This window comes from Arthrobacter dokdonellae (genome assembly GCF_003268655.1).
GTDB classification, from domain to species: Bacteria; Actinomycetota; Actinomycetes; order Actinomycetales; family Micrococcaceae; genus Specibacter; species Specibacter dokdonellae.
Map to the genome: position 1 here is coordinate 1,304,341 of NZ_CP029642.1, position 24,392 is coordinate 1,328,732.

Below are 24,392 nucleotides of genomic sequence, written 5' to 3' on the forward strand. Positions count from 1 at the left end.
TGTCGGTGGCGGTTGGTTAGAGCACTTTGCTGAGGAACGCCTGGGTGCGTTCTTCCTGGGGGTTGAGCAGCACATCGGAGGGCCTGCCGCTTTCCACGACGACCCCGCCGTCCATGAAGACCACGGAGTCTGCCACCTCCCGGGCGAACCCCATCTCGTGGGTGACAACGATCATCGTCATGCCGGTGGCGGCGAGGTCCTGCATGACATCGAGCACCTCGCCCACCAGTTCCGGATCCAGCGCCGAGGTGGGTTCGTCAAAGAGCATGAGCTTGGGCTCCATGGCGAGCGCTCGGGCAATGGCGATGCGCTGTTGCTGCCCGCCGGACAACGACGACGGGTAGGCGTTGCGCTTGTCCGTCAGGCCCACGCGCTCCAGCAGGGCCTCGGCCCGTGCCTTGACCTGGGACTTGGCTTCCTTCTTGACCCCGACCGGGGCTTCCATGATGTTCTGCAGCACGGTCATGTGCGGGAAGAGGTTGAATTGCTGGAACACCATGCCGACTTCCGACCGCATCCGGGCAATGTCCTGGGGACGTAGTTCGTGCAGGGCCGCGCCCTGTGCACGGTAGCCCACCAGGTCGCCGTCGACAGTGATCCTGCCTGCGGATGCGGTGTCGAGGTGGTTGATCAGCCTCAGGAACGTTGATTTTCCCGAGCCGGAGGGTCCCAGCAGTGTCATGACTTCGCCACGGCGGACTTCAAGGTTGATGCCTTTGAGCACATCGTTGTGCCCAAAGGACTTCCAGACGTCGGTGGCGGTGACCATGGCTTGGGTTGATTGGCTCATCGTGCTCTCCTAGCGGGTGGCGCTGGCGGTGGCACCGCGGCGGGATTGAAGTTGCAGCAGCCGGCGCAGCATGCCCTGGCCCTCCGGCCGGTTGCTTCGGCCGTAATGGCGTTCGAGGTAGTACTGGCCGACCGTCATGATGGTGGTCACGATCAAGTACCAGATCGAGGCCGTGATCAACAGGGGGATGGTTTGGAAGTTGTCGGCGTAGATCAGCTGTGTGGCGTACAGCAGCTCAGGGAAGGAAAGGACGCTGACCAGTGAGGTGGTCTTGAGCATCGAGATGACATTGTTGGCGGTGGGCGGGACAATCACGCGCATGGCCTGGGGCAGGACCACCCGCCGCAGCGTCCTGAAGTTGGACATGCCCAGGGCGTGGGCTGCCTCCGTTTGTCCCGTGCCCACGGAGACAATGCCGGCCCGGATGATCTCCGCCATGTACGCGGCCTCGTTGAGCCCCAGGCCCAGGATGGCGGCCACGATCGGGGTGATCAGAGAGTTCGTATCGAGGGAAAAGAGCATGGGGCCGCCGGGGATGGCCAGGCCCACGTGGGGATAGAGCGCGGAGATGAAGCCCCAGAACAGCAGCTGCACAAACACCGGCGTGCCCCGGAAGAACCAGATATACAGCCCGGCCGGGGCGGACAGTGCCGGATTGGTGCTCAGGCGCATGACCGCCAGGACGACGCCCAGGACCAGGCCCAGGACCATCGCGGCCACCGTCAGCTGCAAGGTGTTGCCCAATCCGGCCAATACCCGCGGCGAGGTGAAGTACTCGGCCACAACCGGCCAGCCAAAGTTGGGATTCGTGGTCACTGAGCGGATGGCCAGAATCGCGAGGACAGCCATGACCAGGTAGGACGCCCAGCGTCCCGGCCGCTTAAGCTTCACGACCTTCTCCGGCGCCCGCTTCCCGGCGGGAGGCGGGCCTTCCTGGGCCGCAATCAGCTTTTCGGGCGAAGTCATCACGACAGCGCCCCATTGATTTCAGACTTCTCGATCTTGATGGGCGTCAGGTTCCATTTCGCCAGCAATTTTCCGTAGGTGCCGCTGGCAATGATTTTGTTCAAGGCGGCATTGACGGCTGCCGTGAGCTTGCTGTTCTTTGGCAGGGCGACGCCGCCGGGGTTGGGGTTCTTCAACAGCGGCCCCACCGTTTCAAACTTGGTGGGGTTCTTGGCTGCGGCATCCGCCAGCGGAGGGGCATCCAGCATGACTGCGTCAATGCGGTTGCTCTGCAAGGCAAGTTCCGCCTGTGGCGCATTTTGGAAGACGTTGGCTGTGGGGGCTGCCAGGCCCGCTGCCTTGCATGTGGCGGTTTGTCCCGGCAGGAAGGTGGTTTGCTGCAGCGAGCCGCGGATGACCCCGACCTTGACGCCGCAGGCCCTGTCGCTCGCTAGTTGCTTCGGGTTGCCCTTGCCCACCAGCAGGAGGGTGCCGTTCCAGTAGTAGGTGGCAAAATCCACCGTCTTTTCCCGCAGCTTTGTATCGCCGATGGAGGACAGCGCCATGTCAACCTGCCCTGCCTGCAGTGCCGGGATGAGGGCGTCAAAGGAAGTGGGCACGAACTGGACCTTGAGTCCGAGCACCCCGGCGATGGCATTGGCCAGGTCCGGGTCGAAGCCAACAATGGTTTTCCCGTCAGCGGCCGTGGACTCAAATGGGGCGTACGTCGGGTCAGTGGCAACTCGGAGCGTGCCGGAACTTGTGATGGACTCGGGCACCATTGCCGCGACCGCCGCATCCTTTTGCTGGACAACCTGGGATGCGGCATCCTTGCCGTCCGGTTGCGACGGCGAACCGCCGCCACAGGCGGTGAGGGCCATCAAACTCGCCCCGATGGCAAAAACCGTGAAGCTCTTGGCCTTGATTTGCATGCGCATGCGATTCCTCCTTAGTATCAGACTGTCTGACAGTCTAAGTGTCACATCTCACATTGGCCGCGTCAACAGGCCGGCTGAAATAAAAGAAGAAAGGCAGCGCATGTCCAAGAGGGCGGTAACAACCAGCCAGGCGCCGGTTCCTGTGGCGTCATATTCGCAGGCGGTCGTCGTAGGGGAGACGGTTTATCTGGCAGGGCAGGGCGGCTTTAATGCCTCGACGAGGGAGCTGGTCGGGCGGGGCATCGGGGAGCAGACCCGCCAGGCGTTCGGCAATCTCGCAGAAGTGCTTAGCGCAGCCGGAGGGACTTTGGATGATTTGGTGTCCGTCAGTGTGTACTTGGCCGACGATGCTGAGTTTGAGGGCATGAATGAGGTGTACGGCGACATGTTCTCCGCGCCGTATCCTGCCCGCACGACAGTTGCCGCCGGGCTGGGACCGGGCATGAGGGTTGAGATTGACGGCGTCGCCGTGTTGGGCTGCGCGCCCGGTAAGGCCTCCACCTAGGCTGCCGCAGGGCTGGTTGTTCCGGCCGGCGCCGCGCGTACGGAGCCGTGACTTTGCGCGACCGTTGGCGGTCCGTCGGGAATAACCGCAGGGCGCCGCCAGTTGACGACACTAGATGCAAACGCATGCACAATGTGCCAGCTAGAAGGAGTCACCATGCAGCGCACAATAGTTGTAGTTTCGGCCGGTCTCGGCGTCCCGTCATCAACACGCATGCTCGCGGACCAGATGGCCGCAGCCGTCCGGGAACAGCTCGGCGAGATGGGCGCCGAAGCGGTGCTCGACGTCGTGGACCTTCGGGACATCGCGGGCGACATCGCCAACAACATGGTCACCGGCTACCCGGGCCCGGCCCTGGCCGACGTCGTCGACCGTGTGTCCCGGGCCGACGCGATGATCGCGGTCACGCCCACGTTCAGCGCCTCCTACAGCGGCCTGTTCAAATCCTTCTTCGACGTGCTCGACCCGAAGTTCCTCGATGGCATGCCCGTCCTGTTCGGCGCCACGGGCGGCTCCTCGCGTCACTCGCTGGTGTTGGACACGGCCGTCCGCCCGCTGTTCAGCTACCTGCGAGCACGGACAATGCCCACCGCCATCTACGCGTCGCCCGAGGACTGGGGGACGTCCGGCACCAACGCCTTGGACCACCGCATTGCCCAGGCCGCCGGTGAGTTGGCGGCAGCCTTGGCCCCAAGCACGACGCCGGCGCCCGGGAACACCCGAATTCCCGGCTTTGCCGCGGACCACAAGGCGAAGCGGCAGGAACGGGCCATGTCGGACATGACGTCCCTGCCGTTCGAGCAGCTGCTCGCCCAAACCCAGGCCCGCTAGCCCGCACCGAGGCTCCGGCGGCCCGGGCAGCCCGGGAGGTCGGGCAGCCCGGGAGGTCGGGCAGCCCGGGGACCGCGTCTGCCGGGACCGCAGTGGCCGAATTCCTGCAGTGCCCGGATCGGTGGTGCAGGTCCTGTGGGTTGCCCGGATCGGTGGTGCAGCTTCGGTGGGTTGCCCGGATCGGTGGTGCAGCTTCGGTGGGTTGCCCGGATCGGTGGTGCAGCTTCGGTGGGTTGCCCGGATCGGTGGTGCAGCTTCGGTGGGTTGCCCGGATCGGTGGTGCAGCTTCGGTGGGTTGCCCGGATCGGTGGTGCAGCTTCGGTGGGTGGCCCGGATCGGTGGTGCAGCTTCGGTGGGTGGCCCGGATCGGTGGTGCAGCTTCGGTGGGTGGCCCGGATCTGTGGTGCAGGTCCTGTGGGTTGCCCGGATCGGTGGTGCAGGTCCTGCGACTTGGACTGCCAGCAGCCCGCATTATCTGCACCATCGAATCCCCACCGCGCCCACAGCCCGCATTATCCGCACCATCGATCCGTGGCGCCTGCCCGGTGGTCGGGCAGCGAGCCCTGCGAGAGCGTCGAGACCTTCATTTCGGAGGGCCCAGTGACCGGAAGTGGCTAGAAGATCGGCTGCACCGGCTTGGTGGTCAGCGGCGGCGGGTCCAGCTGGTCGAGGATGACAGTGAGCGCGACGCGGTATGTCTCCGGATGGATTTCGGGGCTGGCGTGGCCGGTGTTGGGGATGTCGTATTCAAAGTGCGGATTTTTCGGAAACAGCGCCTCCCAACCGACAATGGCCATCCGGGCGTTGACGATGAAGTCCTTGGGGTCGTACAGCAGGCCGATTCCGGTGCTGCTCGGAATGCCGCCGTCGTACTGGGCGGGAAAGGCCTGCAGGAACGTGGCCTGGGTGGTCTTGAGGATCAGTGAGTCGCTGGCCTGGTTGAAGGAGCGGCCGATTCCCGCGCGCGCCGCCTCGTACATGCCCTGGCCGTTCGGGTTGCCCAGCCCGCTCCACACCCCGGCAGCCAGCCGCCCCACCAGCCCAAGGTACGGGACCAGATGGCCGGCCAGCGAGATGTATTCCTTGCTGGGATCCAGGACGTCGTGCACGCTGCTGGGGCTTGAACCCATCACGATCACGCGCACGTGGATGCCGATCCCCTCCAGCAGGCCAGCCAGCACCGTCGCCGCCATCCCGCCAAAGCTGTCGCCGTAAAAGTAGACGGTGTCGATCTTGCGTTCAAAGGTGTCGCGCTGGATGGCGATGAACAGCTGGGCAATGTCGATCCCGCCGTTCGAATAGCCGATATACGACGCCGGCGCCCGCTCGTTCATGGCCGGCTGCAGGGCCGCCAGCTTGCGTCCGCTGTCCCGGTAGCTGACCCCGAAGCCGCCCAGCAGGTACCACGCCCTGCCGGGAAACCTGTTGGCAGCCGTCTTGTTTTCGTCATTGTCCGGCGTGGTGACGCGGAACTGGGAGCGTTCGGTCAGCTGGTAGTCGGCGGCAATGTTCGCGTTGAAGGCGGTGGAGAGGGCCGCCGCGGCCAGGGTGCCCAGAAGCCAGCGCCGGGGCATGTCGGGAACCTGTCGGGTATGGCGGTGCCGCTCCGGGGACTTGTGCGCCGGGTGCACGGCGCCGCCGTCGGGGAGCTGGTCGGGGCGTGATTTCTTGGCTGCCATGGTCAATCCACTTCATTGTTCCACGGACCGCCGCCCCGCACGCCGTTGGAGGTACGACGCCGTCCCCCGGCTCACGCTTTGCCCGGGACTCCCAGCGCGCAGGCTGCCTGGCCGGCGCAGTTCGGGCAGCCACCGCGGGTCCCGCGGGAGGGCAGGTACCTTTAAGTTGTCTGCAGTTCATTTCAAATCCTATAGGATTCTACTTTATGAAGACTTCCCGCGGAGCGCATCCCGTCAGCCGCCAGGTCCTGGCCGACCATGTCTACGAGGAGATTCTGGAATCCCTCATGGACGGGCGCCTTGAGCCGGGAGCCCAGGTCAGCATCGACGGCACGGCGCGCGACCTGGATGTCTCGCCGACGCCTGTGCGTGAGGCGCTCGCGCGGTTGGAGCACACAGGACTGGTGGTCAGAGTTGCCCTCAAGGGATACCGGGTGGCACCTGTGTTCTCTCGCGACGACTTTGCCAACCTGATGGATGCCCGTCTGGTCATTGAGCCCGTCATCACCCAGTTGGCGTGCCAGCGGATGACGCCGAAACTGCTGGGGGACTTGCGGCAGTCGATCGTCGACCTCAAGGAGGCGCCGAGGGGGCCGTCCTTTGCGGAATTCCGCGACTACCTTGACGCAGACGAACGCTTCCACCGGCTGATCGCCGAGAACTCCGGCAACCCGTTCATGCTTGCCGCCTACGAGGCCCTGGGTGGTCAGGTTCAGCGGTTCAGGCTCTTCGGCGGGGTGGGCATCACCGATGCCGATCACGCCATCGCAGAGCATCAAGCGGTGTTCAATGCCATCGAACTGGGCGAGCCCGAGGCTGCCGCCGCCGCCATGACAGAGCATGTTGGAAGGGTCCGCCAGCGCGCCATGGAGGACGCGCCGCAGGCCTGAGCCGGCTCGCGCCCGATCCGTCCGCCCGGGGCGGCCGCCCCGAGTGCCGCCGCCCCGACCGCCTGCCCCGACGGCCCGGCTTGGCCACCCGGCTTGGCCGTGCCAGCGACGGTTGCGCCCTGGCGCGCGTCAGGGCGCGTTCGACAATTCCGTGTCCAGGGCGCGGTCCTGAAGCCTGGCCCACACGGCCCGCAGCCCGGTCGCAAACGGCCCGCAGTCCGGCCGCACCTCGGGCCGCAAATGGCGCCCGGCCTGCGTCCGCGCGCGATCCTCTGTGTGGGCCTTCCCAAAATGTGATTCTTGACATAGTCTGTAGCGATAGTAGATCCTATAGGAAACAGGATCACGACTAAGGAGTCACACCCATGGCCTACACAGCCGCCAACTGGCCGATCAGCGCAGCACTGCTGCAATTCCCGGGAACCAACGCGGCCGGCCGGCATATTAACGATGCCGACGCCGGCGACTGGGTCCAGGTGTTCCAGGAGGTCAAGAATGCCGGCTTCGAGAACGCCGACTTGACCGACAGCTGGGTCCGCCCGGGGGACCTGGGCACCGCGCGGCTCGCCGAATTCAAGCAGGCCGCCGCACAGGCGGAGATTGGCATCCCCGTCATCTCGGCCATCCGCAGCAGCGTCATTGACGCGAAGAACTGGGCAGACAACCTGGCCTACAGCCACCGCACCATCGACGCCGCCGCGGAACTCGGCTGCGAGGTCGTCTCCCTCGGCCTCCACCAGGCCCTGACTGCCGAACAGCAAAAGCAGCTCTGGTTTTGGACCGTCCAGGGGCACACCGATGTGCCGGGAAACACGGAAACGTGGACTGACGCCGTTGTCCGTCTCCGCGAATTGGGCGGGCATGCAGCCGAGGTCGGCGTCCTGCTGTCACTGGAAATGTACGAGGACACCTACCTGGGCACGGCCGACTCCTCGGTGAAACTGGTCCAGGACATCGGGCTGGCCAACGTGGGCCTCAACCCGGACGTGGGAAACCTGGTCCGCCTTCACCGCCCCATCGAGGACTGGCGCGAGGTGCTGGAAAAGACCTTGCCCTACTCCAACTACTGGCACGTAAAGAACTACCTCCGCGACGAGGACGTGGCCCGCGACAGCTACATGGCCATGCCCGCGCCCATGGAAAGCGGCATCATCAACTACCGCGACGCGTTCCGCACCGCCATCTCCGTCGGCTTCCAGGGCATCATCTGCACCGAGCACTACGGCGGCGACGGACTGAGCGTGACCGCCAGCAACCAGGCCTACCTGCGCAGCCAGGTCCTGCCCAAGCATGACGGCTATGCACTCGGCACGAGCCAGGTGGCCCAAGGCCGGCAGCAGCCCGCCACAGCCGTGTCCGTCTAAACAGCCCCGCTCAACCCCGCACGGACACCTTGCGGATTAGAAGAGGAACCATGACCCAGATATTCGATGATCCCGCCAACTTCGCGGACGAGGCCCTTGACGGCTTTGTGGCCGCAAACCGGCAGTATGTTTCCCGCGTGGACGGCGGCGTGGTCCGCGCAACGGCCAGCCCCCGGGGACAGGTAGCCGTTGTGGTCGGCGGCGGCTCCGGCCATTATCCGGCCTTCGCCGGGCTGGTCGGGGCCGGACTGGCCGCCGGCTCGGCCTGCGGCAACATGTTCGCCTCCCCGGCGGCCGGGCAGGTCTACCGAGTGGCCAAGACGGCCCACAACGGCGGCGGCGTCCTGCTCAGCTATGGCAACTATGCCGGCGACGTCCTGCACTTCGGCCAGGCCCAGGTGCGCCTGAACGCCGAAGGAATTGAGACGCGCACGGTCCTGGTCACCGATGACATCGCCAGCGCCCCGGCGGACCAGCTGAAAAAGCGCCGCGGCATTGCCGGGGACCTGACCGTGTTCAAGATTGCCGGCGCCGCCGCGGAGGAGGGCTTGGACCTGGACGAGGTGGAACGCCTCGCCATATTGGCCAACGCCCGGACCCGCTCCCTCGGCGTCGCCTTTGACGGCTGCACGCTGCCCGGAGCCCCCGAGCCCCTCTTCCACGTCCCGACCGGCCTCATGGCACTGGGGCTGGGCATCCACGGCGAACCCGGCATTTCCGAACACCCGATGCCTACGGCATCCGAGCTCGCCGAGCTGCTCGTGTCACGGCTGTTGGAAGACCGGCCCGAGAACCCCGGGACCCGCGTGGTGCCCATTGTCAACGGCCTGGGCACCGTCAAGTACGACGAGCTGTTCCTGCTCTTTGGCAAGGTGGAAAAGCTGCTCACCGCCGCCGGACTGACCGTGGTGGAGCCAGAATGCGGTGAACTGGTCACCAGCCTGGACATGTCCGGGCTGTCCCTGACGCTGCTGTGGCTCGATGACGAACTCGAACGCCTGTGGGCCGCTCCGGCGGACACGCCTGCCTTTCGGAAGGGCGCCGTGGCGCAGCGCGCCCGCCGTGAAGTCAACGCGGCTGCCGACAGGCTGGACACGGACAGCGAACGGCCCACGGCAGCCGCTGCCGCGCTGGGCAGGCACGCAGTGTCTGCCATCGCGGCGGTGCGGGACGTCGTCGTCGAACACGAGCAGGAACTGGGCCGGCTGGACGCGATTGCCGGCGACGGCGACCACGGCATCGGCATGCGCCGGGGCGTGGAGGCGGCCGTTACGGCGGCGAGGGCCACTGAAGCAGCCGACGGCGGGGCCTCAGTTCGCCGCATCCTCGCCGCGGCGGGGGAGGCCTGGAGCGAAAAGGCCGGCGGGACCTCCGGTGCCCTGTGGGGCACGGCCGTGATCGCGGCCGGCGCGGCCTTGGGCAACAGGGAGAGCTACACGGGACAGGACGCGGCGGGCGCCGTCGAAGCGTTTGCCTCCGCCATCACCGAGCTGGGCAAGGCTGAGCTCGGAGACAAGACCATGGTGGATGCGCTGCTGCCGTTCCGGGACGCGTTCACGGCCGCAATTTCCGACGGCGCACCGTTGGACCGGGCGCTTGCAGTGGCCGCGGCCGCAGCCGGCGCAGCTGCGGACGAAACCGCCGGATTGCGGCCCCTGAAGGGCCGGGCCCGGCCGCTCGCCGAGAAAAGCCTGGGCCACCCGGACCCGGGGGCGGTGTCGTTCGGCCTCATCGTCGAACGGCTGGGCCGCCACGTTGATGCAGAATTCATCGGACAAGGAGCCAAGGCATGATGCAGGACAAGCCAGGATTTCGCATAGTGGTCGGCAACGACTCCGCCGGTGTGGAGTACAAAGACGCGCTCAAGGCGCTGCTGGAAGGGGACCCCCGGGTTGCCACCGTCATTGACATCGGCGTGGGGCCCGACGATTCCCGGGCCTACCCGCATGTGGCCGTCGATGGGGCGCGAATGGTGGCCGGAGGCGACGCCGACCGCGCGCTGCTGATCTGCGGCACCGGGCTCGGGGTGGCCATCGCGGCCAACAAGGTGCCCGGCATCCGTGCCGTCACCGCCCATGACAGCTATTCGGTGGAACGCTCGGTGCTCAGCAACAACGCCCAGGTACTCACCATGGGCCAGCGCGTCATCGGCCTGGAACTGGCCAAGAAGCTGGTCACCGAGTGGCTTGCCTATACCTTTGATGAAAACTCCGCCTCGGCCGAAAAGGTCGACGCGATCTGCTCCTATGAACCCGACTACACGAAGGCTTCCTGAACCATGACTGCAACTGACACCACCGCCCAGAAGAAGTTCGCCGTTGTCGGCTCCGGCTACATGGGCGGCGGAATTGCCCAGGTCCTGGCCCTCGGCGGCGCCCGCGTGGCCCTGGCCGACGTCTCGGCCGAGGTCGCGCAGAACAACTACGACCGCCTGCTCACCGAATCGGACCAGTTCGTGGCCGACGGGCTTTTCCCGGCCGGCTCCACCGAGATCCTGCGCGAGAACCTGTGGGCCGCGAAGGACATCGAGGAAGCAGTTGCCGACGCCGAATTCATCGAGGAGGCCGTCCCCGAAGTCCTGGCCATCAAGCATGAGACGCTGGCCCGGATCAGCGCCGCCGCCCGCCCGGATGCCCTGATCGGATCCAACACATCCACCATTTCCATCGCCGACCTGGCCGGGCCGGTTGCGAACCCGGAACGCTTCCTCGGCGTCCACTTCTCCAACCCCTCCCCGTTCATCCCCGGCGTCGAGGTCATCCCGCACGCCGGCACGTCGGCGGCCACCGTGGGCACCATCCGGGAACTGGTCCACTCCTCCGGGAAGCAGACTGCCGTGGTGAAGGACGTTACCGGCTTTGTGCTCAACCGCCTGCAGTACGCGCTGTTCCACGAAGCCGCGCAGCTTGTGGAGCAGGACATCGCCACGGCCGAGGACATCGACACGCTGGTCCGCACCACCTTCGGCTTCCGGCTGCCCTTCTTTGGCCCGTTTGCCATCGCGGACATGGCCGGGCTGGATGTCTACAATTTCTGCTACCAGTCGCTGCAGACCGGATTCCCGGAGCGCTTTGCCACGCCCAAGATCCTCACCGAGCTGGTCGACGCCGGAAAGCTGGGCACCAAGACGGGCGCTGGCTTCCTCAACGTCCCCGCCGAGCGGACACCGGCGCTGATTGCCTACCGCAACAAGGCCTACGTGGCCATGCAGCAGCTCCTCGAGGACCTCGGCCCCGCGCCCATCAACTAATTCGTTCCCCACCACTGACCACCAGGAGACATCCATGTCCGAAACCACCGCAGCCTTCCCCGCTGAACGCACCGCCATCGTCACCGGAGCCGTGTCCGAACGCGGCATCGGCCGCGCCACGGCCAACTACCTGGCCGAGCGGGGCTGGAGCATCGGCGTCGTCGACCTTGACGACGCCGCCTGCAAGGCCGTCGCCGCCGAGCTGACAGCCACCTACGGGGTCAAGGCCCACGGCGTCGGCGCCAACATCTCAGATGAGTCCTCGGTCCGGGCCGCCATCGATGAGATCGAGGCTGCGCTTCCGCAGGTGGTGGCCCTGGCAAACATTGCCGGCGTCAGCTCGCCCGTCGCATACCTGGAACTGGAGCCGGCCGAATGGGACCGGGTCCTGGGCATCAACCTCAACGGCGTCCACTACGCGACCCGCCGGGTTGCCGAGTCCATGGTCAAGAACCGGATGGGACGGATTGTGAACATCTCTTCCGTCTCGGCCCAGCGCGGCGGCGGAACGTTCTCCAAGACGCCGTACTCCGTGGCGAAGGCCGGCGTGATCGGCCTGACCCGCGCCACCGCCCGCGAGCTGGGTCCGTTCGACATCACCGTCAACTGCGTCTCGCCCGGCCCCATCGACACCGACATCATGGGCGGCACCCTCACCCAGGAACGCAAGGACGACATGGTCAAGGACCTGGTGGTCAACCGTGTCGGCAACACCCGCGACATCGCCGCAGCCATCCACTACTTCATCGGCGAGGACTCCGGATACGTCTCGGGCCAGACGTTGAACGTGGATGGCGGGCTCTACATGCACTAAAAGGGAGGCCTTTCCAGTGCCCATCTTTGTCGGCACATCATGCGCAATGCCGGTGGCGGGTCTGCCGGGTAGTTCCTTTAGCACCACCGACGGTGCAATCGATTTTGAATCTACACACAAGGAAGTGTCATGAGTCAGTCAACGGAAAGCGTCAGGGACAGGCAGCGCAGCAAGGACCACAAGAAGGTCAAGAACCTTCGATATTTGGTCCTCGGCTGGCTGCTGGTCGCGGGGCTGCTGAACTACCTGGACCGGTCCGCCGTTTCGATCGCGGCGCCGGAGATGATCAAACAACTGGGCCTGACCAAGACGGACATCGGCCTGCTGGGAACCGTGTTTTCCTGGACCTACGCCTTTTTCCAGCTCCCGGCCGGTTACCTCATTGACAAGTTCGGCCCGAAGAAGATGTATTTCATCGCGGTGGCAGTCTGGAGCGTAGCCAGCTCATTGATGGCCTTCGGGCACTCGATGGTGCATTTTGTGGCGTTCAGGGTCCTGCTGGGCATAGGGGAGTCTCCGAATTCGCCCAACAGCTCGAAGATCACCACCCAGTGGTTTCCGCGCGAAGAACGCGGCCAGGCAAGTGGGATCTGGGACAGCGGCTCCAAATGGGGCTCGGCCGTTGCCCCGCCAGTCCTGACGCTGCTGATGCTCGCTTTCGGGTGGCGCGGAATGTTTATTGTCATTGGCATTTTGGGCCTTATCGTGGCCATCGCGTTCTATATGTTCTACAAGGCGCCGGAAGAAGCCAAGAACCTTTCCGAGGAGGAGTACCGGCACATCCTGGCCGGGCGCGATAAAACTGATGTCCCGGCAGCAGACATTCCCTGGCTGTCGTTCTTCAAGTACCGCCAGACCTGGGGCATGATGCTGGGATTCTTCACATCGATCTGGATCTGGAACATCTTCATCACCTTCCTCCCGCTCTTTCTGCAGGACACACTCGGGGTGTCGATCGGAAAAACCGGCTGGGTCGCGGCAATCCCCTACCTCGCGGCGGCAATAGCAGGAATCTACGGCGGACGTATCACTCTTATGCTGGTTCGCCGCGGCGGAAAGTCCGCAATGGGGTCCAAGCGGCTGGTACTGGTCGTCGCCGCAGTCCTCACCGGAATCCTGCTGGTCATCGTTCCGTTCATGCACTCGCTCACCGGGGCCATTGTTGTCCTGTGCCTGGCACTTGGGCTCATTGCCATCATCCAGTCCCAGTCATGGGCACTGACCAGCGACATCGTCCCGGACACCCACGCCGCACGCTTTGGCTCAATCATGAACTTCGGCGGCTACTTCGGTGGCGCACTCGCGCCGGTCATCACCGGAATCGTCGTCGACAGGACCGGCTCCTATACGCCGTCGTTTATCCTGGCGGGCATTATCGCGGCTCTCGGCGCGCTGTTCTTCGGGCTGATGGTCTCCAAGCCCATCGATGTGACGGAGCAGGCAACGGCATGAGATTCACTCTGGCTTGGGCCCTGACACACAAGGAGAATGAACGTTGAGTTCCCAAGACCGCTACGTCGTCGGGCTGACCCGCGACGGGGCACATCCGGACGGATCAACCATCTTCGGTGATGTGGGCCTGGAAAGATTGGACCAGGCCGGCATCTCCTGGCGGCTGATGCCGGACGTGCCCCATGGTCCTGTCAATGCAGAAGCGCTGGCAGGGCTCGACGCAGTACTGTCATTCGGACACATGCCTTTCAATGCAGAGCTGGTGCGCCATGCTCCTCGGCTCAAGCATGTGGCGCGCTTCGGCGCCGGCTACGACGGTATTGATCCGCAGGGACTGGCCGCCGAGGGAGTGATTGTCACGACCACGCCCGCCGAGGTCCGCAAACCACTCGCACTCAGCGGGCTGACGCTCATACTAGCTGCCGCCCACCGCCTGGTCGAAAACCACCGAGTGACCGCGAACGGGCTCTGGGAGACCGGTCGCGGCGGGCACCGGGGGCAGGGCATTGATGGGCGGACCGTCGGCATTATCGGCTTTGGGAGCGTCGGCACACAGCTTGCGGAATACCTGCGGCACCTGGGAGTTGTGGTCATCACCACCGACCGCAACTCCAGCCGGGCCGCCGAACACGGCATCGCGGGCTTTCCGCTCCTGGAACTTGCCAGCCGCTCTGACTTCGTTGTGGTTACGGCCGCACTGACCAGCGAGACCCGGGGAATGGTGGACGCGGACTTTTTCGCTGCCATGAAGCGCACCGGCCACTTCGTCAACATTGCCAGGGGCGGCCTGGTGGATCAGGCCGCTCTGACCCGGGCCCTGGTCGACGGCACGATTGCAGGAGCGGCCCTCGACGTGTTCGACCCGGAACCACCGTCCAAGGGTGATCCGCTGTTCGCACTCGACAACGTCATCCTCTCGCCGCACGCCCTATGCTGGACGGCCGACTTCACTCGCGATGTCTCTGCCAGTGTCATCGCGTCCGTGATCCAGGCGTCCCACGGCAACGTCCCCGATGCGGCGTTGAGCCGCGGACTGGTGAACGCTTCCACTTGGCGCGGAGCATCACTGAAACTCGCCGACGCGCAACACGCGTGACTCGTCGCTCAATCGTCCACCTGCCCGGCGCCCACTGCCGCCGACTAAGGAGCAACCCATGGAACCACAAACCCCCGGTGCCTGGAGCACCGCCCGCAAGCTGTACCTGCTGGTCGGCATCATCGCCTGCGTCGGCGCCGTCCTTCTCATGGCCTTCCCGCGCTGACACGCAACCCGAATCCCAAGCTCTGACCAAAGCATCACCGTTCAATGAGGAGTCTGCATGACTAACCTGACCAGTACCAGTAAGGAGCTGTTGGAATCCCCGGCGTTGAAATCGGCCGTCCACAAGGCCACTTTCCGCCTGATGCCAATGCTCGTCATTCTCTACGTGGTTGCCTTCCTGGACCGCACCAATGTCGGCTTTGCCGAGGCTGCCCTCCAAACCGACAAGGGAGTCTCCGCAGGCGCCTACGCGCTGGGCGCCGGAATCTTCTTCATCGGCTACGCGATCTTTGAAATCCCCAGCAACCTGATGCTCAAGAAGGTGGGCGCCAAGATATGGCTGGCCCGCATCGGCATCACCTGGGGCATCGTCGCGGCCAGCTTCGCCTTTGTCCAGGGCGAGAATTCCTTCGTTGCCCTGCGCTTCCTGCTCGGCGTCACGGAAGCCGGGCTCTTCCCCGGCATCATCATGTACCTGGCCGAATGGTTCCCCAACAAGCACCGCGTGAAGATGTTCGCCATCTTCTACCTGGCCCAGCCCTTCTCCCAGCTCATCGGCTCCCCGATGTCCGGCGGACTGATCAACATCGGTGACAAGGTTCCCGGCGTGCACGGCTGGCAGGTCATGTTCTTCATCGAGGGCCTGCTCGCAGTCATTGCTGGCGTCGCGGCGTTCTTCCTGCTGATCAACGGCCCGTCCAAGGCAAAGTTCCTCTCCCAGGAGGAAAAGGACGCATTGACGGCGGCCATGGCCCAGGAGGACGCGCTCCGGAAGGAATCCGGTCCGTCCGGCGTCTTCGCTGCGATGGCCAACGGCAAGGTCTGGTACTTCACCATCATTTACTTCTGCCTGCAGATCGCCGTGTACGGCGTCACGTTCTACCTGCCGCAGCAGGTGGCCCAGCTGACCGGCCAAAAGGTCGGGTTCACCGTCGGGCTGCTGGCAGCCGTGCCGTGGTTCTTCGGCATGTTTGCCTGCTACTTCATCGGCAAGTACGCCTCCACCATCATCCGCCGCCGCGTCCTGGGCACCTGGCTGTTCGTCTCCACGGGCCTGTGCATCTTCGGCTCCGCATGGGCAGGCGCCAACGGGCTCCCGGCACTCGGCATCATCTTCATCACCCTGGCCGTGTGCAGCTTCCTGTCCATCGGCCCCATTGCCTGGTCCTACCCGACGGCGTTCCTCACCGGCACCGCCGCTGCCGCGGGCATCGGGCTGATCAACTCCCTCGGAAACCTGGGCGGATTCGTCGCACCGATCCTTCGCACCAGCATCAACGAAACGTTCTCCTCCGCATCCGGTGCCATGGGCATCTACGCCCTCGGCGTGCTGCCGTTCGTGGCAGCCCTCATGATGTGGGGCACCCGCCGGTTCAAGAACAAGGCCGACGAGTTGCTGGACAGCTGACGGAACGGAACACTGCACCACATGACACACACTGGATCGACCACGTATGTGGGCGTCAGCACCAAAATGTACCTGGGCTATCAGGACAGCCTGCGGTGGTTGGAAGAAGTGCGTGCCGAACTGGACGCCCGCCCGGCACTTGCTGCCGGGCGGGTTGTCCCGTTCATCATCCCGTCCTTTCCTGTGCTGCCCGCGGCCGCGGAGATCATGTCCGGGTCCGCGGCGGTGCTGGGGGCCCAGAACTGCAGCCCGGCGCCCGGCCCCTGGACGGGCGAGATCTCCGCAGCCATGCTCGCGGAACTCGGCGTGGGGATGGTGGAGCTCGGCCATGCCGAGCGTCGCCGGCATTTTGGCGAGGACGACGGCGTGGTCGCGGCGAAGGTGGCCCAGTCCCGTTCCGCCGGGCTCACCGCGCTGCTTTGCGTGGGGGAGGAGCGCCGCGGCACGGCCTCGGAGGCGGCGGAACACGTGGTTGGCCAGCTTGAGGCGGCCCTGTCAGGCAACTGGGACGGCATCGAACGCACGCTGGTGGCCTACGAGCCCGTCTGGGCCATCGGCGCGGCCGAGCCCGCCAACGCGGGGTACGTCACCGCCGTCGTCCGTGAGATCAGGCGGCGGCTGGAGCCGCACGGCGCGGGGGAGCTGCCGATCATCTACGGCGGTTCGGCGAAGCCGGGCCTGCTGCCGCAGCTGAACGGAGTCTCGGGGCTCTTTTTGGGCCGGTTCGCCCACGAGGCCGCGAACTTTGGCCGCGTCCTGGACGAGGCGCTGGCTCGTCAGTGAATTGACGCTCCCGGGCAGCCTGTCGGGCCGTTTCAATCCGGGCGGCGTCAGCCGGCGTGCCTGCGCGTGGGGGCGACGACCTTGATCACGGCGGAGTCGTCGGCGGCGGCCAGTCCCTGCGCCTGGCCCAGCAGGTAAAGCTGCTCGGCAGCGGCGGCAACGGGTGCGGCCAGGCCAGCAGCACGCGCCGCCTTGCCCACGATCCCCATATCCTTGACGAAGATGTCCAAGCGGCTAAGGACGTCGGCGCCGCTGGTGGTGTAGGCCTCGAGGATGCGGGGGCCGCGGTTGGAGAGCATGAACGAGCCAGCCGCCCCCGCCTCGAGGGCTGACAGGGTCTTGGCCTGGTCGAGTCCCAGGGCGTCGGCCAGGGCCAGGGCTTCGGCGGCGGCGGCAATGTGGACGCCGCACAGCAGCTGGTTCACGGTCTTGAGGGCCTGGCCGTCGCCTGGCTTGTCACCCACGACCGAGAGGGTGGAGGCCAGCAGGTCAAGGACGGGGGCCGCCTGTTCCCGCGCGGAAGGGGTGGCTCCCACCACGATCAGCAGGTCGCCTTCGCCGGCCCGGACGGGGCCGCCGGACAGTGGCGCATCCACGAGTTCGACGCCGTATTCGGCCAGCCGCTCCACCGTTGCCGGAATGGCCTCGGTGCCTACCGTGCTGGTGAGGATGACCACCGATCCTTGGTTCAGGACGCGGGCCACGCCGCTTTCCCCGAAGAGCACCTCGGTGAGCTGTTGGCCGTTTCGCACGGCCAGCAGGATGGCGTCGGCGCCCTTCGCCGCCGCTTGAGCGGAGTTGAAGGTGGTGATTCCGGCTTCTGCAGCCAGCTTCAGCCGGGGCTCGGCGATGTCGAAGCCGTGGACGGTCAGCTGTGACGCCAGGCGCGTCGCCATGGGCAGTCCCATGGCACCGAGTCCTAGGACGGTGACGGTGTATTTGGTGGTCATGGTGGTCTCCTTCAGGGCACTGGGGTAAGTCGTTTAGAACGTGCCGCTGAGCTTGCGGGTGACGTCGGCCAGCGACTGGTCGTCGCCCACATTGCCGGCAAAGACGACGTACGGGATGCCCTTGGCCGGCCCGTCCACCGGCTCCCACAGGGACACAATCCCGGGGAGCATGGGGCCGCGCACCATGGCGTGGCGGATTTCCAGTCCATGCGCGGCCACGTCAGAGGAAGTGATTCCACCCTTGGCGATGACGAAGCGCGGGGGCGCGGTCTTGAGGACCCTGTTGACCACCTCGACAACGGCAGCCGAGACGGTGCGGGCAATTTTCAGGCTGGCTGCGGGGTCGTCGGTCTTGATGAGCAGGCGGCTGGTATGGACGATGACGTCGCCCGTCGCCAGGGCCGCGGCGATCTCAGCGACGACGTCGGAGATGTGGGTGCGGCCGTCGTCGGCCAGCAGCACTTCCACGTCGATCGCGACGATGCACGCCGAGCGGTGCGCTTCCGTGAGGGCCTTGAGCTGGCGGGTGGTGACGCCGACGTGTGAGCCGACCACGATCAGTCCGCCGCGGGAGGGACCGGTGTGGGTTCGATCCTCGGGGAAGATGTCCGCGGACTCGAGCGGTTCGCGGATTTCCTGGCCGATCCGCGCGCGCACAAACGGCGGTCCCACACGGTAGACCAGGGTCTTTCCTCGACGCTCGGACTCTTCCAAGCCCAGGGCGAGTATGCGCAGGTCGTTTTCGGTGGCGGCGTCCACCACGATGGGCGTGGAACCGGTGGCGCCGTCGAGGGCGTCTGCGATGGCCGTCGCGCCGGCTTCCGGCGTGCCGCGGCGGATCAGCTGGAGGTCCACGGTGATGACCCTGGAGGCGGGCACGCGGCCGCCGGACTTCTCCTCCACGTAGTCCGCCAGCGACGAATGGGTGAAGCCGAAGCTGGCGTCCCGGGCGAACTCGGTCTCGGCCACCGGAATGAGCGTTCCGTCGCCGCCGCGGGCGTAGTGGATGCCGCCCACGGTGATGCGGCCGGCGTCGGGGAAGGCCGGGACGATGACCACCCCGTCCACTATCTCACCGGCCTCCGCGGCCAGCGTTGCCGCAATGGTGTCCGGCTCCAGGGGGAAGTGTCCGCGGAGGGTGGAGTCACTGCGGCTGACGAATCCCACAGAAATGCCGGCGGTGCGGGCTGCGGCGAGGGCGTTGACCACAACATCCCGGTTGCGGGCCTCCGCCTCGGCTGGTTCCAAGCTGCGGGTGTTGGTCAGGACGTAGACGGCCCTGGCCGCCACGCCGTCGATCCGGTGCCCGAAAACCCAGTCGAAGTCCGACACTTCCCAGCGGGTCAGGACGGGGAGGTCGGACACGGACTGCGTTCCGGTGGGGTCGTCGTCGAGGACAATGAGCACCCGGTTCGAGGCGGCGACCTGGGCGGCCACCAGGCCGGCGGGCACAGCGACCTCGGCGGGGTAGTCGGGCAGAAGCTTGGATTCCACGGTCATTTCTTCACGCCTCTTCTTGGGACTCGCTTTTGTAAGATGTCTGACATATAATATTTGACTGTTATTGTGGCACAAGGATCACGGGGTGTGCAAGCGGAAGGCATTCATGGCTTGAAGGCTCCTAAACTGGAGCAACATGAAGGCGGAGGGGGGAGACATGGCGCGCAAGTCGCTGACCGAAGTGGTGGCGGACGACCTGCTGGACCGGATTGTTGCCGGCGAGTTCCCTCCCGATGCACTCGTTCCTGGTGAGCTGGAACTGAGTTCCCAGCATGAAGTGAGCCGCATGACGGTCCGCGAGGCGATGAAGACCCTTGAGGCCCAGCGCATCCTCCGGGTGGAGCGCGGCCGGGGCACGTTCGTTAACCCATTGCGCAGCTGGGGCTCACTGCATGCGGTGCTCCGCGCCGTCTCCGAGGGCGAGGACGACGACGCCGTGGCCATCCAACTCATCGAGCTGCGGCGCATGCTCGAGACGGGCGCGTGCGAACTGGCGGCCACCCGCATCTCCGAGACGGACCTTGACCTGCTGGCCGACCAGGTCGAGCGGATGCGGGCGGCCCACACGGCCAAAGACGTGACCGCCTTCGTGGAATCGGACCTGGCCTTTCACGACATCATCCTGCACGCCTCGGGCAACATATTTGTGGCAGTCCTGTTCGAGCCGCTGCATCGCATCCTGGAAAGCCGCCGCGCGGAAACGTCCCGGGTCCCAGAGATCCAGGCGAACGCGATTGCCATGCACGAGGCCATCCTCGAAGCGCTCGCAGCGCGGGAACCCGAGCCGGCCCGGGTGGCCATGGACAACCACATGACCCAGACCCGGGAGGACCTGCAGAAATACGTGCTCCGGGCCCCTAAATCGTGATCCGCTGCGCCCCAACCACCTTCACGATGAAGATGTGAAATTCCTGCAGCCAGCTGCGCAGGAACTCCGCCGTGCCCGGCACGGAGACGTTGCCGTCGTTGTCAATGAGCCCATCGGTGAAGTGGATGTAGCACTCCGGGTTGGCCAGTTCCGGGGAGTTGACGAAGGACAGGATGGAGCGCAGGTGCTGCTGCGCCACGGCCGTGCTGATCAGCCCGGGCGACGCCCCCGTCACCGCCGAGGGCTTCTTCGCAAACGAGTTGGTGCCCCAGGGACGGGACCCCCAGTCGATGGCATTCTTCAGCACGCCGGGCACGCTTCGGTTGTACTCCGGCGTCACGAACAGCAGGGCATCCACGGCGGCCACGGCGTCCTTGAAGGCGCGCCCGGCCAGCGGGTAGTCGGCGTCGTAGTCGCGGCTTTACAGGGGCAGGTCGCCGATGGGGATCTCCACCAGCTCAAGTTCCGGCGGCGCCAGTTTTTTCAGGGCCCGCGCCAGTTTGCGGTTGATGGAATTGGAGGCCAGGCTGCCAACAAAAACGCCGACCTTGTAGCTCATGTTCTCTCTCCTTGTCCGTCGGAAATGGGTGGCCGGTCCCACTGTATGCCCGCGTCCAATTAGGCGTCCACGGCCCGCCATCCGTGCATGAAGGCACGACGCCGGGTGCCCGGCCGGGGCGGCAGCACTGCCTGCCACTGGCGCTGGGAGCGCGCTGGTGGTGGACTGGGCACATGGCTGGAAGCGTGCACCCGGGCAAGTCCTCGGACGCGGCCGGGCCACCGGAGGGTCGGCATCCGGGCGGCTCAGGCGCTGCCCGGAATCCCAGGCGTGGGCCGGGTGCGGCCTCGACGGGCGGCCAGCCGGGCGGGCAGCCGGGGGCGACGCAGGCGGGCGGACCGGGCGGCCGGCCGGGCGTGACGCCGGCCCGCGCTTCACGGCCCGCGTCCGGCGCGGATGCCCGACCGTCCCTGTGGCTGTCGGTTCCTTGGGTGGTGATCCTATTCATCACCGGCGTGTTCCACCTGTACCGCGGGGTGCCCGTGGACGCGCTGGTCTTCTTGTCCGTGGGTGCGGCCCTGGCCATCGACACCGCCGTGCGGCACGCCGCGCGTGCCGGTCGGCACAAGCCGGCCGCGCATGAAGAGGGGGAGCACAAGCCGGCGGATCGTGCCGAGGCCGAGGGGGAGCGGACGGATGCTGTGCGGACGGGTTCGTCGGCGGAACTCCCGGCACCCGTCCCGGCACGCCCCCCGGCCGCGGTCCCGGCCCAGGTTGTGCGCGCTCCGCGTGCGGTGCCGCGCTGGTTTTGGGCCGCCGTTGCCGCCGCTGTCGGCGCACTGTCCCTGGCCGTGGTGGTCCTCGCGCCCGCGAGCAGCACGGGGATTCCGGCCGTCGTGGGTCTGGTGGGGGCTGCCATGCTGCTCGTCGCCTGGCCCAACCCTCCCCGCCCGCCCGGGCGCCCCGCACCCCGGGTGAGGCGGGCCGCGTACTGGTGGGCCGGCGTCGTACTTTTCCTGTGCATTTGGGAGCTGGGCACGTATTTCATCGACAGGTTTTCCCCGGGCGGGGAAGCCGTGTTTCCGCCGCTGACCGACCTGCTGCAGCCCCTGTTCGACAGTGATTCGAGCCGATGGTTCATGACGGCTTTGTGGCTGGTGGCGTGCGGAACGCTGCTGCGGGTGGTGCGGCGCCCGTGATCCATGTGATGGTGGTGGCCGGGTATGCGCTGGTTCCGGTGGCGGGCATTGCGCTGGTTGTGGTCACGCACGTGCGGCCGGCAGCGCTCGCCGGCCTGGGTGAACTGCTGGGCCGTGTGTTTGTGACGCGGGCCGCCCGGATCACCCTGTTGCTGTTTGTGTGGTGGCTTGGCTGGCATTTCCTCGTGGGGTGACCCGTGGCGCGCGGAAAGCCCATATGGGCTGAAACTGCCCCATCGAGGGATGGGATTAGCCTGCACGTGTGACGGGTGGCACGATTGACTCATGCACGATTTTTGGCAGTTCGCCGGCAGTTACTGGTGGTTGGCGTTTCCGTTGGCGGGAATCATCGGCGGCTGGGGTCGCGGCCTCTCCAAGGCGTCGGAGCGGCGGCACCGGCGCCGGGTCGAATTGTACAAGCTCCGGCACCCTGAGGCCGCGGGGCTGCCGCCGGTCCCGCAAACCTCCCTCGCCAAGGATCCCGATGCCTTTACCGAGGGCGACGTCGCCAAGCTGATGGAGGCGCACGACGCTGTCAACCGCCGTTGGCTCGACTACGAGCTCGACGTCGGCAAGCTCATCGACTTCCCCATGATGACCGACGTCCGCCAGCCGCTCACCGTGGCCTTCCTGCGCGCTAAGCGCGACGCCGACGCGTTGCGTCCCGTGGCCGCCGCCGAGGTCACGTCCAAGTCCCGCTGGGATGACTACCGCAATGCCGTCAACGCCTATGACGTGGCGTTCGACGTGGCGGAAAAGGAGGCCCGGCGTGTGAAGGACACGTCCTTCAGCGAGCCGGAGCGCCAACGCCTGGGCACGGCCCGCAAGCTGGTCAACATCGCCGAAAATGAGGCCGCCAGCCCGGCCGAGCGTCAGTCGGCCTTCAGGCGGGCCCGCAAGGAACTGGACGGCATCATCGTGCTGCCGGACGTGACGCTGGCGGCGCTCGAGCAAAAAGTGGCGAGGATGATCAACCGCTCAAGCTAGCGCCGCCGCACGCCCCGCGGAAGGGGCGCCGCGGATGGGGTTGCGGCTGAAACCGGGCCCGCGGCGGTATGCTGAAGCAACTTTCTAAGGACGGGCCATGGCACGCACAATCGTAATCACCGGCGCCAGCGACGGCATCGGGGCAGCCGCCGCCAAGATGCTGGCGTACCCAGGGGACCAGCTGGTGGTGGTGGGCCGGTCGCCGCAGAAGACGAAGGCGATTGCGGACGGACTTGAGGCCGAGCCCTTCATCGCCGACTTCGCCGACCTGTCCCAGGTCCGCGAACTGGCGGCGGCATTGGCTGAACGGTATCCGCGCATTGACGTGCTGGCCAACAACGCCGGCGGAATCATGGCCGGGCGCGAGCTCACCGTGGACGGCCACGAAAAAACCTTTCAGGTGAACCATCTGGCCCCGTTCCTGCTCACCACGCTGCTGATAGACGGCCTGGTCGCGAGCCGGGCCACGGTCATCAACACCTCCAGCAATGCCAACCGGATCATGGCGAAATTCGACATTGACGACCTCGACGCCGAGAAGAAGTATTCCGCCAACTCCGCCTACGGCAACGCGAAGCTGGCGAACATCCTGTTCACCCGGGAGCTGCAGCGCCGGTACGGCGACCACGGCGTCTCCGCCGCGGCGTTCCACCCGGGCGTGGTGGCGAGCGGATTTTCGGCCGAATCCAACAAGATCAACAAGCTGGCGTACGGCGTCCTGGCGCGGCGGTTCATGATTTCGCCAGCGCAGGGGGCGGACACGCTGGTCTGGCTGGCCACCACCGTGCCCGGCCAGGACTGGACCCCGGGCGAGTACTACGCGAAGCGCAAGGTTGCCAAGGCGAACCCGCGGGCGTACCGCCCCGAACTGGCCGAGAGCCTCTGGGAGAAAAGCGCGGCGATGGTGGCCGTCTAGGCGCGCCCGCCGCTGTAGATCGCTGCCTCGAGCTGGCGCACCAGCCAGGGGCTGAACGCGAACGGTGCCGCGGCCACGGCGTCCTCCACGTCCACGATGTCCGCCCACGCCCAGTCGCAGACCTCGTCGGGATTCGGCGAGATGACGCCGTCGCCCGTGTAGGCCGCGGTGAAGACGGGGCAGATCTCGTTCTCCACGATGCCCGAGGGGTCCACGGCGCGGTATCGGAAATCCGGCAGGGCCGGCCGGACGTCGCTCACTTCGAGGTTAAGTTCGACGGCGGCGCGCCGCCTCACGGCGTCCTCAAACGTTTCGCCGGGGGCCGGGTGCCCGCAAAACGAGTTGGTCCAGACGCCCGGCCAAGCCTGTTTTGAGAGTGCCCGGCGGGTGAGCAGGGTGCGGCCGGCGGCGTCCACCAGGTGGCAGGAGAAGGCCAGATGCAGCGGCGTGTTGTCGCCATGAACCAGCGACTTGTCGGCCGTGCCGATCTCGGTGCCGTCGTCGTCCAGCAGCCGGACCAGCTCAAGGGGTGGGGACATGGCGGGCGCCTTTCAGTGGGTGCG

24 protein-coding genes and 1 pseudogene are annotated in these 24,392 nt (G+C 66.2%); 17 read left to right on the top strand and 8 right to left on the bottom strand.

The window, feature by feature from the left end; translation table 11 throughout:
- Positions 1–16: 16 nt before the first annotated feature.
- From DMB86_RS05800 to DMB86_RS05810, 3 genes are read right to left on the bottom strand one after another with little or no spacing between them, the layout of a single operon-like run.
- Positions 17–790 (bottom strand): amino acid ABC transporter ATP-binding protein, encoded by a 774-nt coding sequence (locus DMB86_RS05800; RefSeq protein WP_113716949.1) that lies wholly within the window; start codon positions 788–790, stop codon positions 17–19.
- A gap of 9 nt (positions 791–799) precedes the next feature.
- Entirely contained in the window at positions 800–1,756 is a 957-nt protein-coding gene (locus DMB86_RS05805) for an amino acid ABC transporter permease (protein ID WP_113716950.1), read from the bottom strand.
- Positions 1,756–2,673: an ABC transporter substrate-binding protein gene (locus DMB86_RS05810; protein WP_113716951.1), complete on the bottom strand. Its 918-nt coding sequence runs from the start codon at positions 2,671–2,673 to the stop codon at positions 1,756–1,758. Before DMB86_RS05810 ends, DMB86_RS05805 begins: the two co-directional genes overlap by 1 nt.
- Before the next feature lie 100 nt (positions 2,674–2,773).
- Here DMB86_RS05810 and DMB86_RS05815 point away from each other — a divergent pair, with 100 nt between their 5' ends.
- Together DMB86_RS05815 and DMB86_RS05820 are read left to right on the top strand one after the other, a co-directional pair.
- Positions 2,774–3,178: a RidA family protein gene (locus DMB86_RS05815; RefSeq protein ID WP_113716952.1), complete on the top strand. Its 405-nt coding sequence runs from the start codon at positions 2,774–2,776 to the stop codon at positions 3,176–3,178.
- 156 nt (positions 3,179–3,334) lie between these two features.
- The gene (locus DMB86_RS05820; protein WP_113716953.1) at positions 3,335–4,009 is read left to right on the top strand and encodes an FMN reductase; all 675 of its coding nucleotides are present in this window, start codon (positions 3,335–3,337) and stop codon (positions 4,007–4,009) included.
- A 614-nt stretch (positions 4,010–4,623) separates the two neighbouring features.
- Here DMB86_RS05820 and DMB86_RS05825 read toward each other — a convergent pair.
- Complete coding sequence (locus DMB86_RS05825) at positions 4,624–5,688, bottom strand: hypothetical protein (RefSeq protein ID WP_129545476.1); 1,065 nt, start codon at positions 5,686–5,688, stop codon at positions 4,624–4,626.
- Positions 5,689–5,894: 206 nt separating this feature from the next.
- Here DMB86_RS05825 and DMB86_RS05830 point away from each other — a divergent pair, with 206 nt between their 5' ends.
- From DMB86_RS05830 to DMB86_RS05875, 10 genes are all read left to right on the top strand, one after another.
- Entirely contained in the window at positions 5,895–6,578 is a 684-nt protein-coding gene (locus DMB86_RS05830) for a GntR family transcriptional regulator (RefSeq protein WP_113716955.1), read from the top strand.
- A gap of 365 nt (positions 6,579–6,943) precedes the next feature.
- The gene (locus DMB86_RS05835; protein ID WP_113716956.1) at positions 6,944–7,942 is read left to right on the top strand and encodes a sugar phosphate isomerase/epimerase family protein; all 999 of its coding nucleotides are present in this window, start codon (positions 6,944–6,946) and stop codon (positions 7,940–7,942) included.
- Between the two features lie 50 nt (positions 7,943–7,992).
- Entirely contained in the window at positions 7,993–9,735 is a 1,743-nt protein-coding gene (gene dhaL / locus DMB86_RS05840) for a dihydroxyacetone kinase subunit DhaL (protein ID WP_113716957.1), read from the top strand.
- Positions 9,735–10,217 carry a ribose-5-phosphate isomerase gene (locus DMB86_RS05845; protein WP_113719363.1) on the top strand — a complete coding sequence of 161 codons (483 nt, stop codon included), beginning with the start codon at positions 9,735–9,737 and terminating at the stop codon, positions 10,215–10,217. Before dhaL ends, DMB86_RS05845 begins: the two co-directional genes overlap by 1 nt.
- 3 nt (positions 10,218–10,220) lie before the next feature.
- Positions 10,221–11,192: a 3-hydroxyacyl-CoA dehydrogenase family protein gene (locus DMB86_RS05850; RefSeq protein WP_113716958.1), complete on the top strand. Its 972-nt coding sequence runs from the start codon at positions 10,221–10,223 to the stop codon at positions 11,190–11,192.
- Positions 11,193–11,226: 34 nt separating this feature from the next.
- Entirely contained in the window at positions 11,227–12,006 is a 780-nt protein-coding gene (locus DMB86_RS05855) for an SDR family NAD(P)-dependent oxidoreductase (protein ID WP_113716959.1), read from the top strand.
- 129 nt (positions 12,007–12,135) lie between these two features.
- Entirely contained in the window at positions 12,136–13,458 is a 1,323-nt protein-coding gene (locus tag DMB86_RS05860) for an MFS transporter (protein WP_113716960.1), read from the top strand.
- Positions 13,459–13,501: 43 nt separating this feature from the next.
- Positions 13,502–14,554 carry a 2-hydroxyacid dehydrogenase gene (locus DMB86_RS05865; RefSeq protein WP_113716961.1) on the top strand — a complete coding sequence of 351 codons (1,053 nt, stop codon included), beginning with the start codon at positions 13,502–13,504 and terminating at the stop codon, positions 14,552–14,554.
- A gap of 223 nt (positions 14,555–14,777) precedes the next feature.
- Entirely contained in the window at positions 14,778–16,127 is a 1,350-nt protein-coding gene (locus DMB86_RS05870; protein ID WP_113716962.1) for an MFS transporter, read from the top strand.
- A 21-nt stretch (positions 16,128–16,148) separates the two neighbouring features.
- Positions 16,149–16,910, top strand: a complete 762-nt coding sequence (locus tag DMB86_RS05875) for a triose-phosphate isomerase family protein (RefSeq protein ID WP_113716963.1) — start codon at positions 16,149–16,151, stop codon at positions 16,908–16,910.
- 47 nt (positions 16,911–16,957) lie between these two features.
- On the opposite strand, the gene DMB86_RS05880 is transcribed toward DMB86_RS05875, so the two are convergent.
- Both DMB86_RS05880 and DMB86_RS05885 read right to left on the bottom strand, forming a co-directional pair.
- A complete protein-coding gene (locus DMB86_RS05880; RefSeq protein ID WP_113716964.1) occupies positions 16,958–17,860 on the bottom strand; it encodes an NAD(P)-dependent oxidoreductase in 903 nt (300 codons plus the stop codon).
- Positions 17,861–17,893: 33 nt separating this feature from the next.
- Positions 17,894–19,360, bottom strand: a complete 1,467-nt coding sequence (locus DMB86_RS05885; RefSeq protein ID WP_113716965.1) for a four-carbon acid sugar kinase family protein — start codon at positions 19,358–19,360, stop codon at positions 17,894–17,896.
- A gap of 157 nt (positions 19,361–19,517) precedes the next feature.
- On the opposite strand from DMB86_RS05885, the gene DMB86_RS05890 reads away from it, so the two are divergent.
- Complete coding sequence (locus tag DMB86_RS05890) at positions 19,518–20,228, top strand: FadR/GntR family transcriptional regulator (RefSeq protein ID WP_113719364.1); 711 nt, start codon at positions 19,518–19,520, stop codon at positions 20,226–20,228.
- On the opposite strand, the pseudogene DMB86_RS05895 reads toward DMB86_RS05890, so the two are convergent.
- Positions 20,218–20,787 (bottom strand): annotated as a pseudogene (locus tag DMB86_RS05895) (NADPH-dependent FMN reductase). The gene DMB86_RS05890 and the pseudogene DMB86_RS05895 sit on opposite strands and share 11 nt — an antisense overlap.
- 431 nt (positions 20,788–21,218) lie before the next feature.
- On the opposite strand from DMB86_RS05895, the gene DMB86_RS05900 reads away from it, so the two are divergent.
- From DMB86_RS05900 to DMB86_RS05915, 4 genes are all read left to right on the top strand, one after another.
- Complete coding sequence (locus DMB86_RS05900; RefSeq protein ID WP_113716966.1) at positions 21,219–21,926, top strand: hypothetical protein; 708 nt, start codon at positions 21,219–21,221, stop codon at positions 21,924–21,926.
- Positions 21,923–22,120 (top strand): DUF6186 family protein, encoded by a 198-nt coding sequence (locus tag DMB86_RS05905; protein WP_113716967.1) that lies wholly within the window; start codon positions 21,923–21,925, stop codon positions 22,118–22,120. The genes DMB86_RS05900 and DMB86_RS05905 overlap by 4 nt, the downstream gene beginning before the upstream one ends.
- 91 nt (positions 22,121–22,211) lie before the next feature.
- Positions 22,212–22,913, top strand: coding sequence for a hypothetical protein (locus DMB86_RS05910; protein ID WP_113716968.1), 702 nt, complete (start codon positions 22,212–22,214; stop codon positions 22,911–22,913).
- A 97-nt stretch (positions 22,914–23,010) separates the two neighbouring features.
- Positions 23,011–23,829: an SDR family NAD(P)-dependent oxidoreductase gene (locus tag DMB86_RS05915; protein ID WP_113716969.1), complete on the top strand. Its 819-nt coding sequence runs from the start codon at positions 23,011–23,013 to the stop codon at positions 23,827–23,829.
- On the opposite strand, the gene idi is transcribed toward DMB86_RS05915, so the two are convergent.
- Positions 23,826–24,368, bottom strand: coding sequence for an isopentenyl-diphosphate Delta-isomerase (gene idi / locus DMB86_RS05920; RefSeq protein ID WP_113716970.1), 543 nt, complete (start codon positions 24,366–24,368; stop codon positions 23,826–23,828). The two genes, DMB86_RS05915 and idi, sit on opposite strands and share 4 nt — an antisense overlap.
- Positions 24,369–24,392 lie beyond the last annotated feature (24 nt).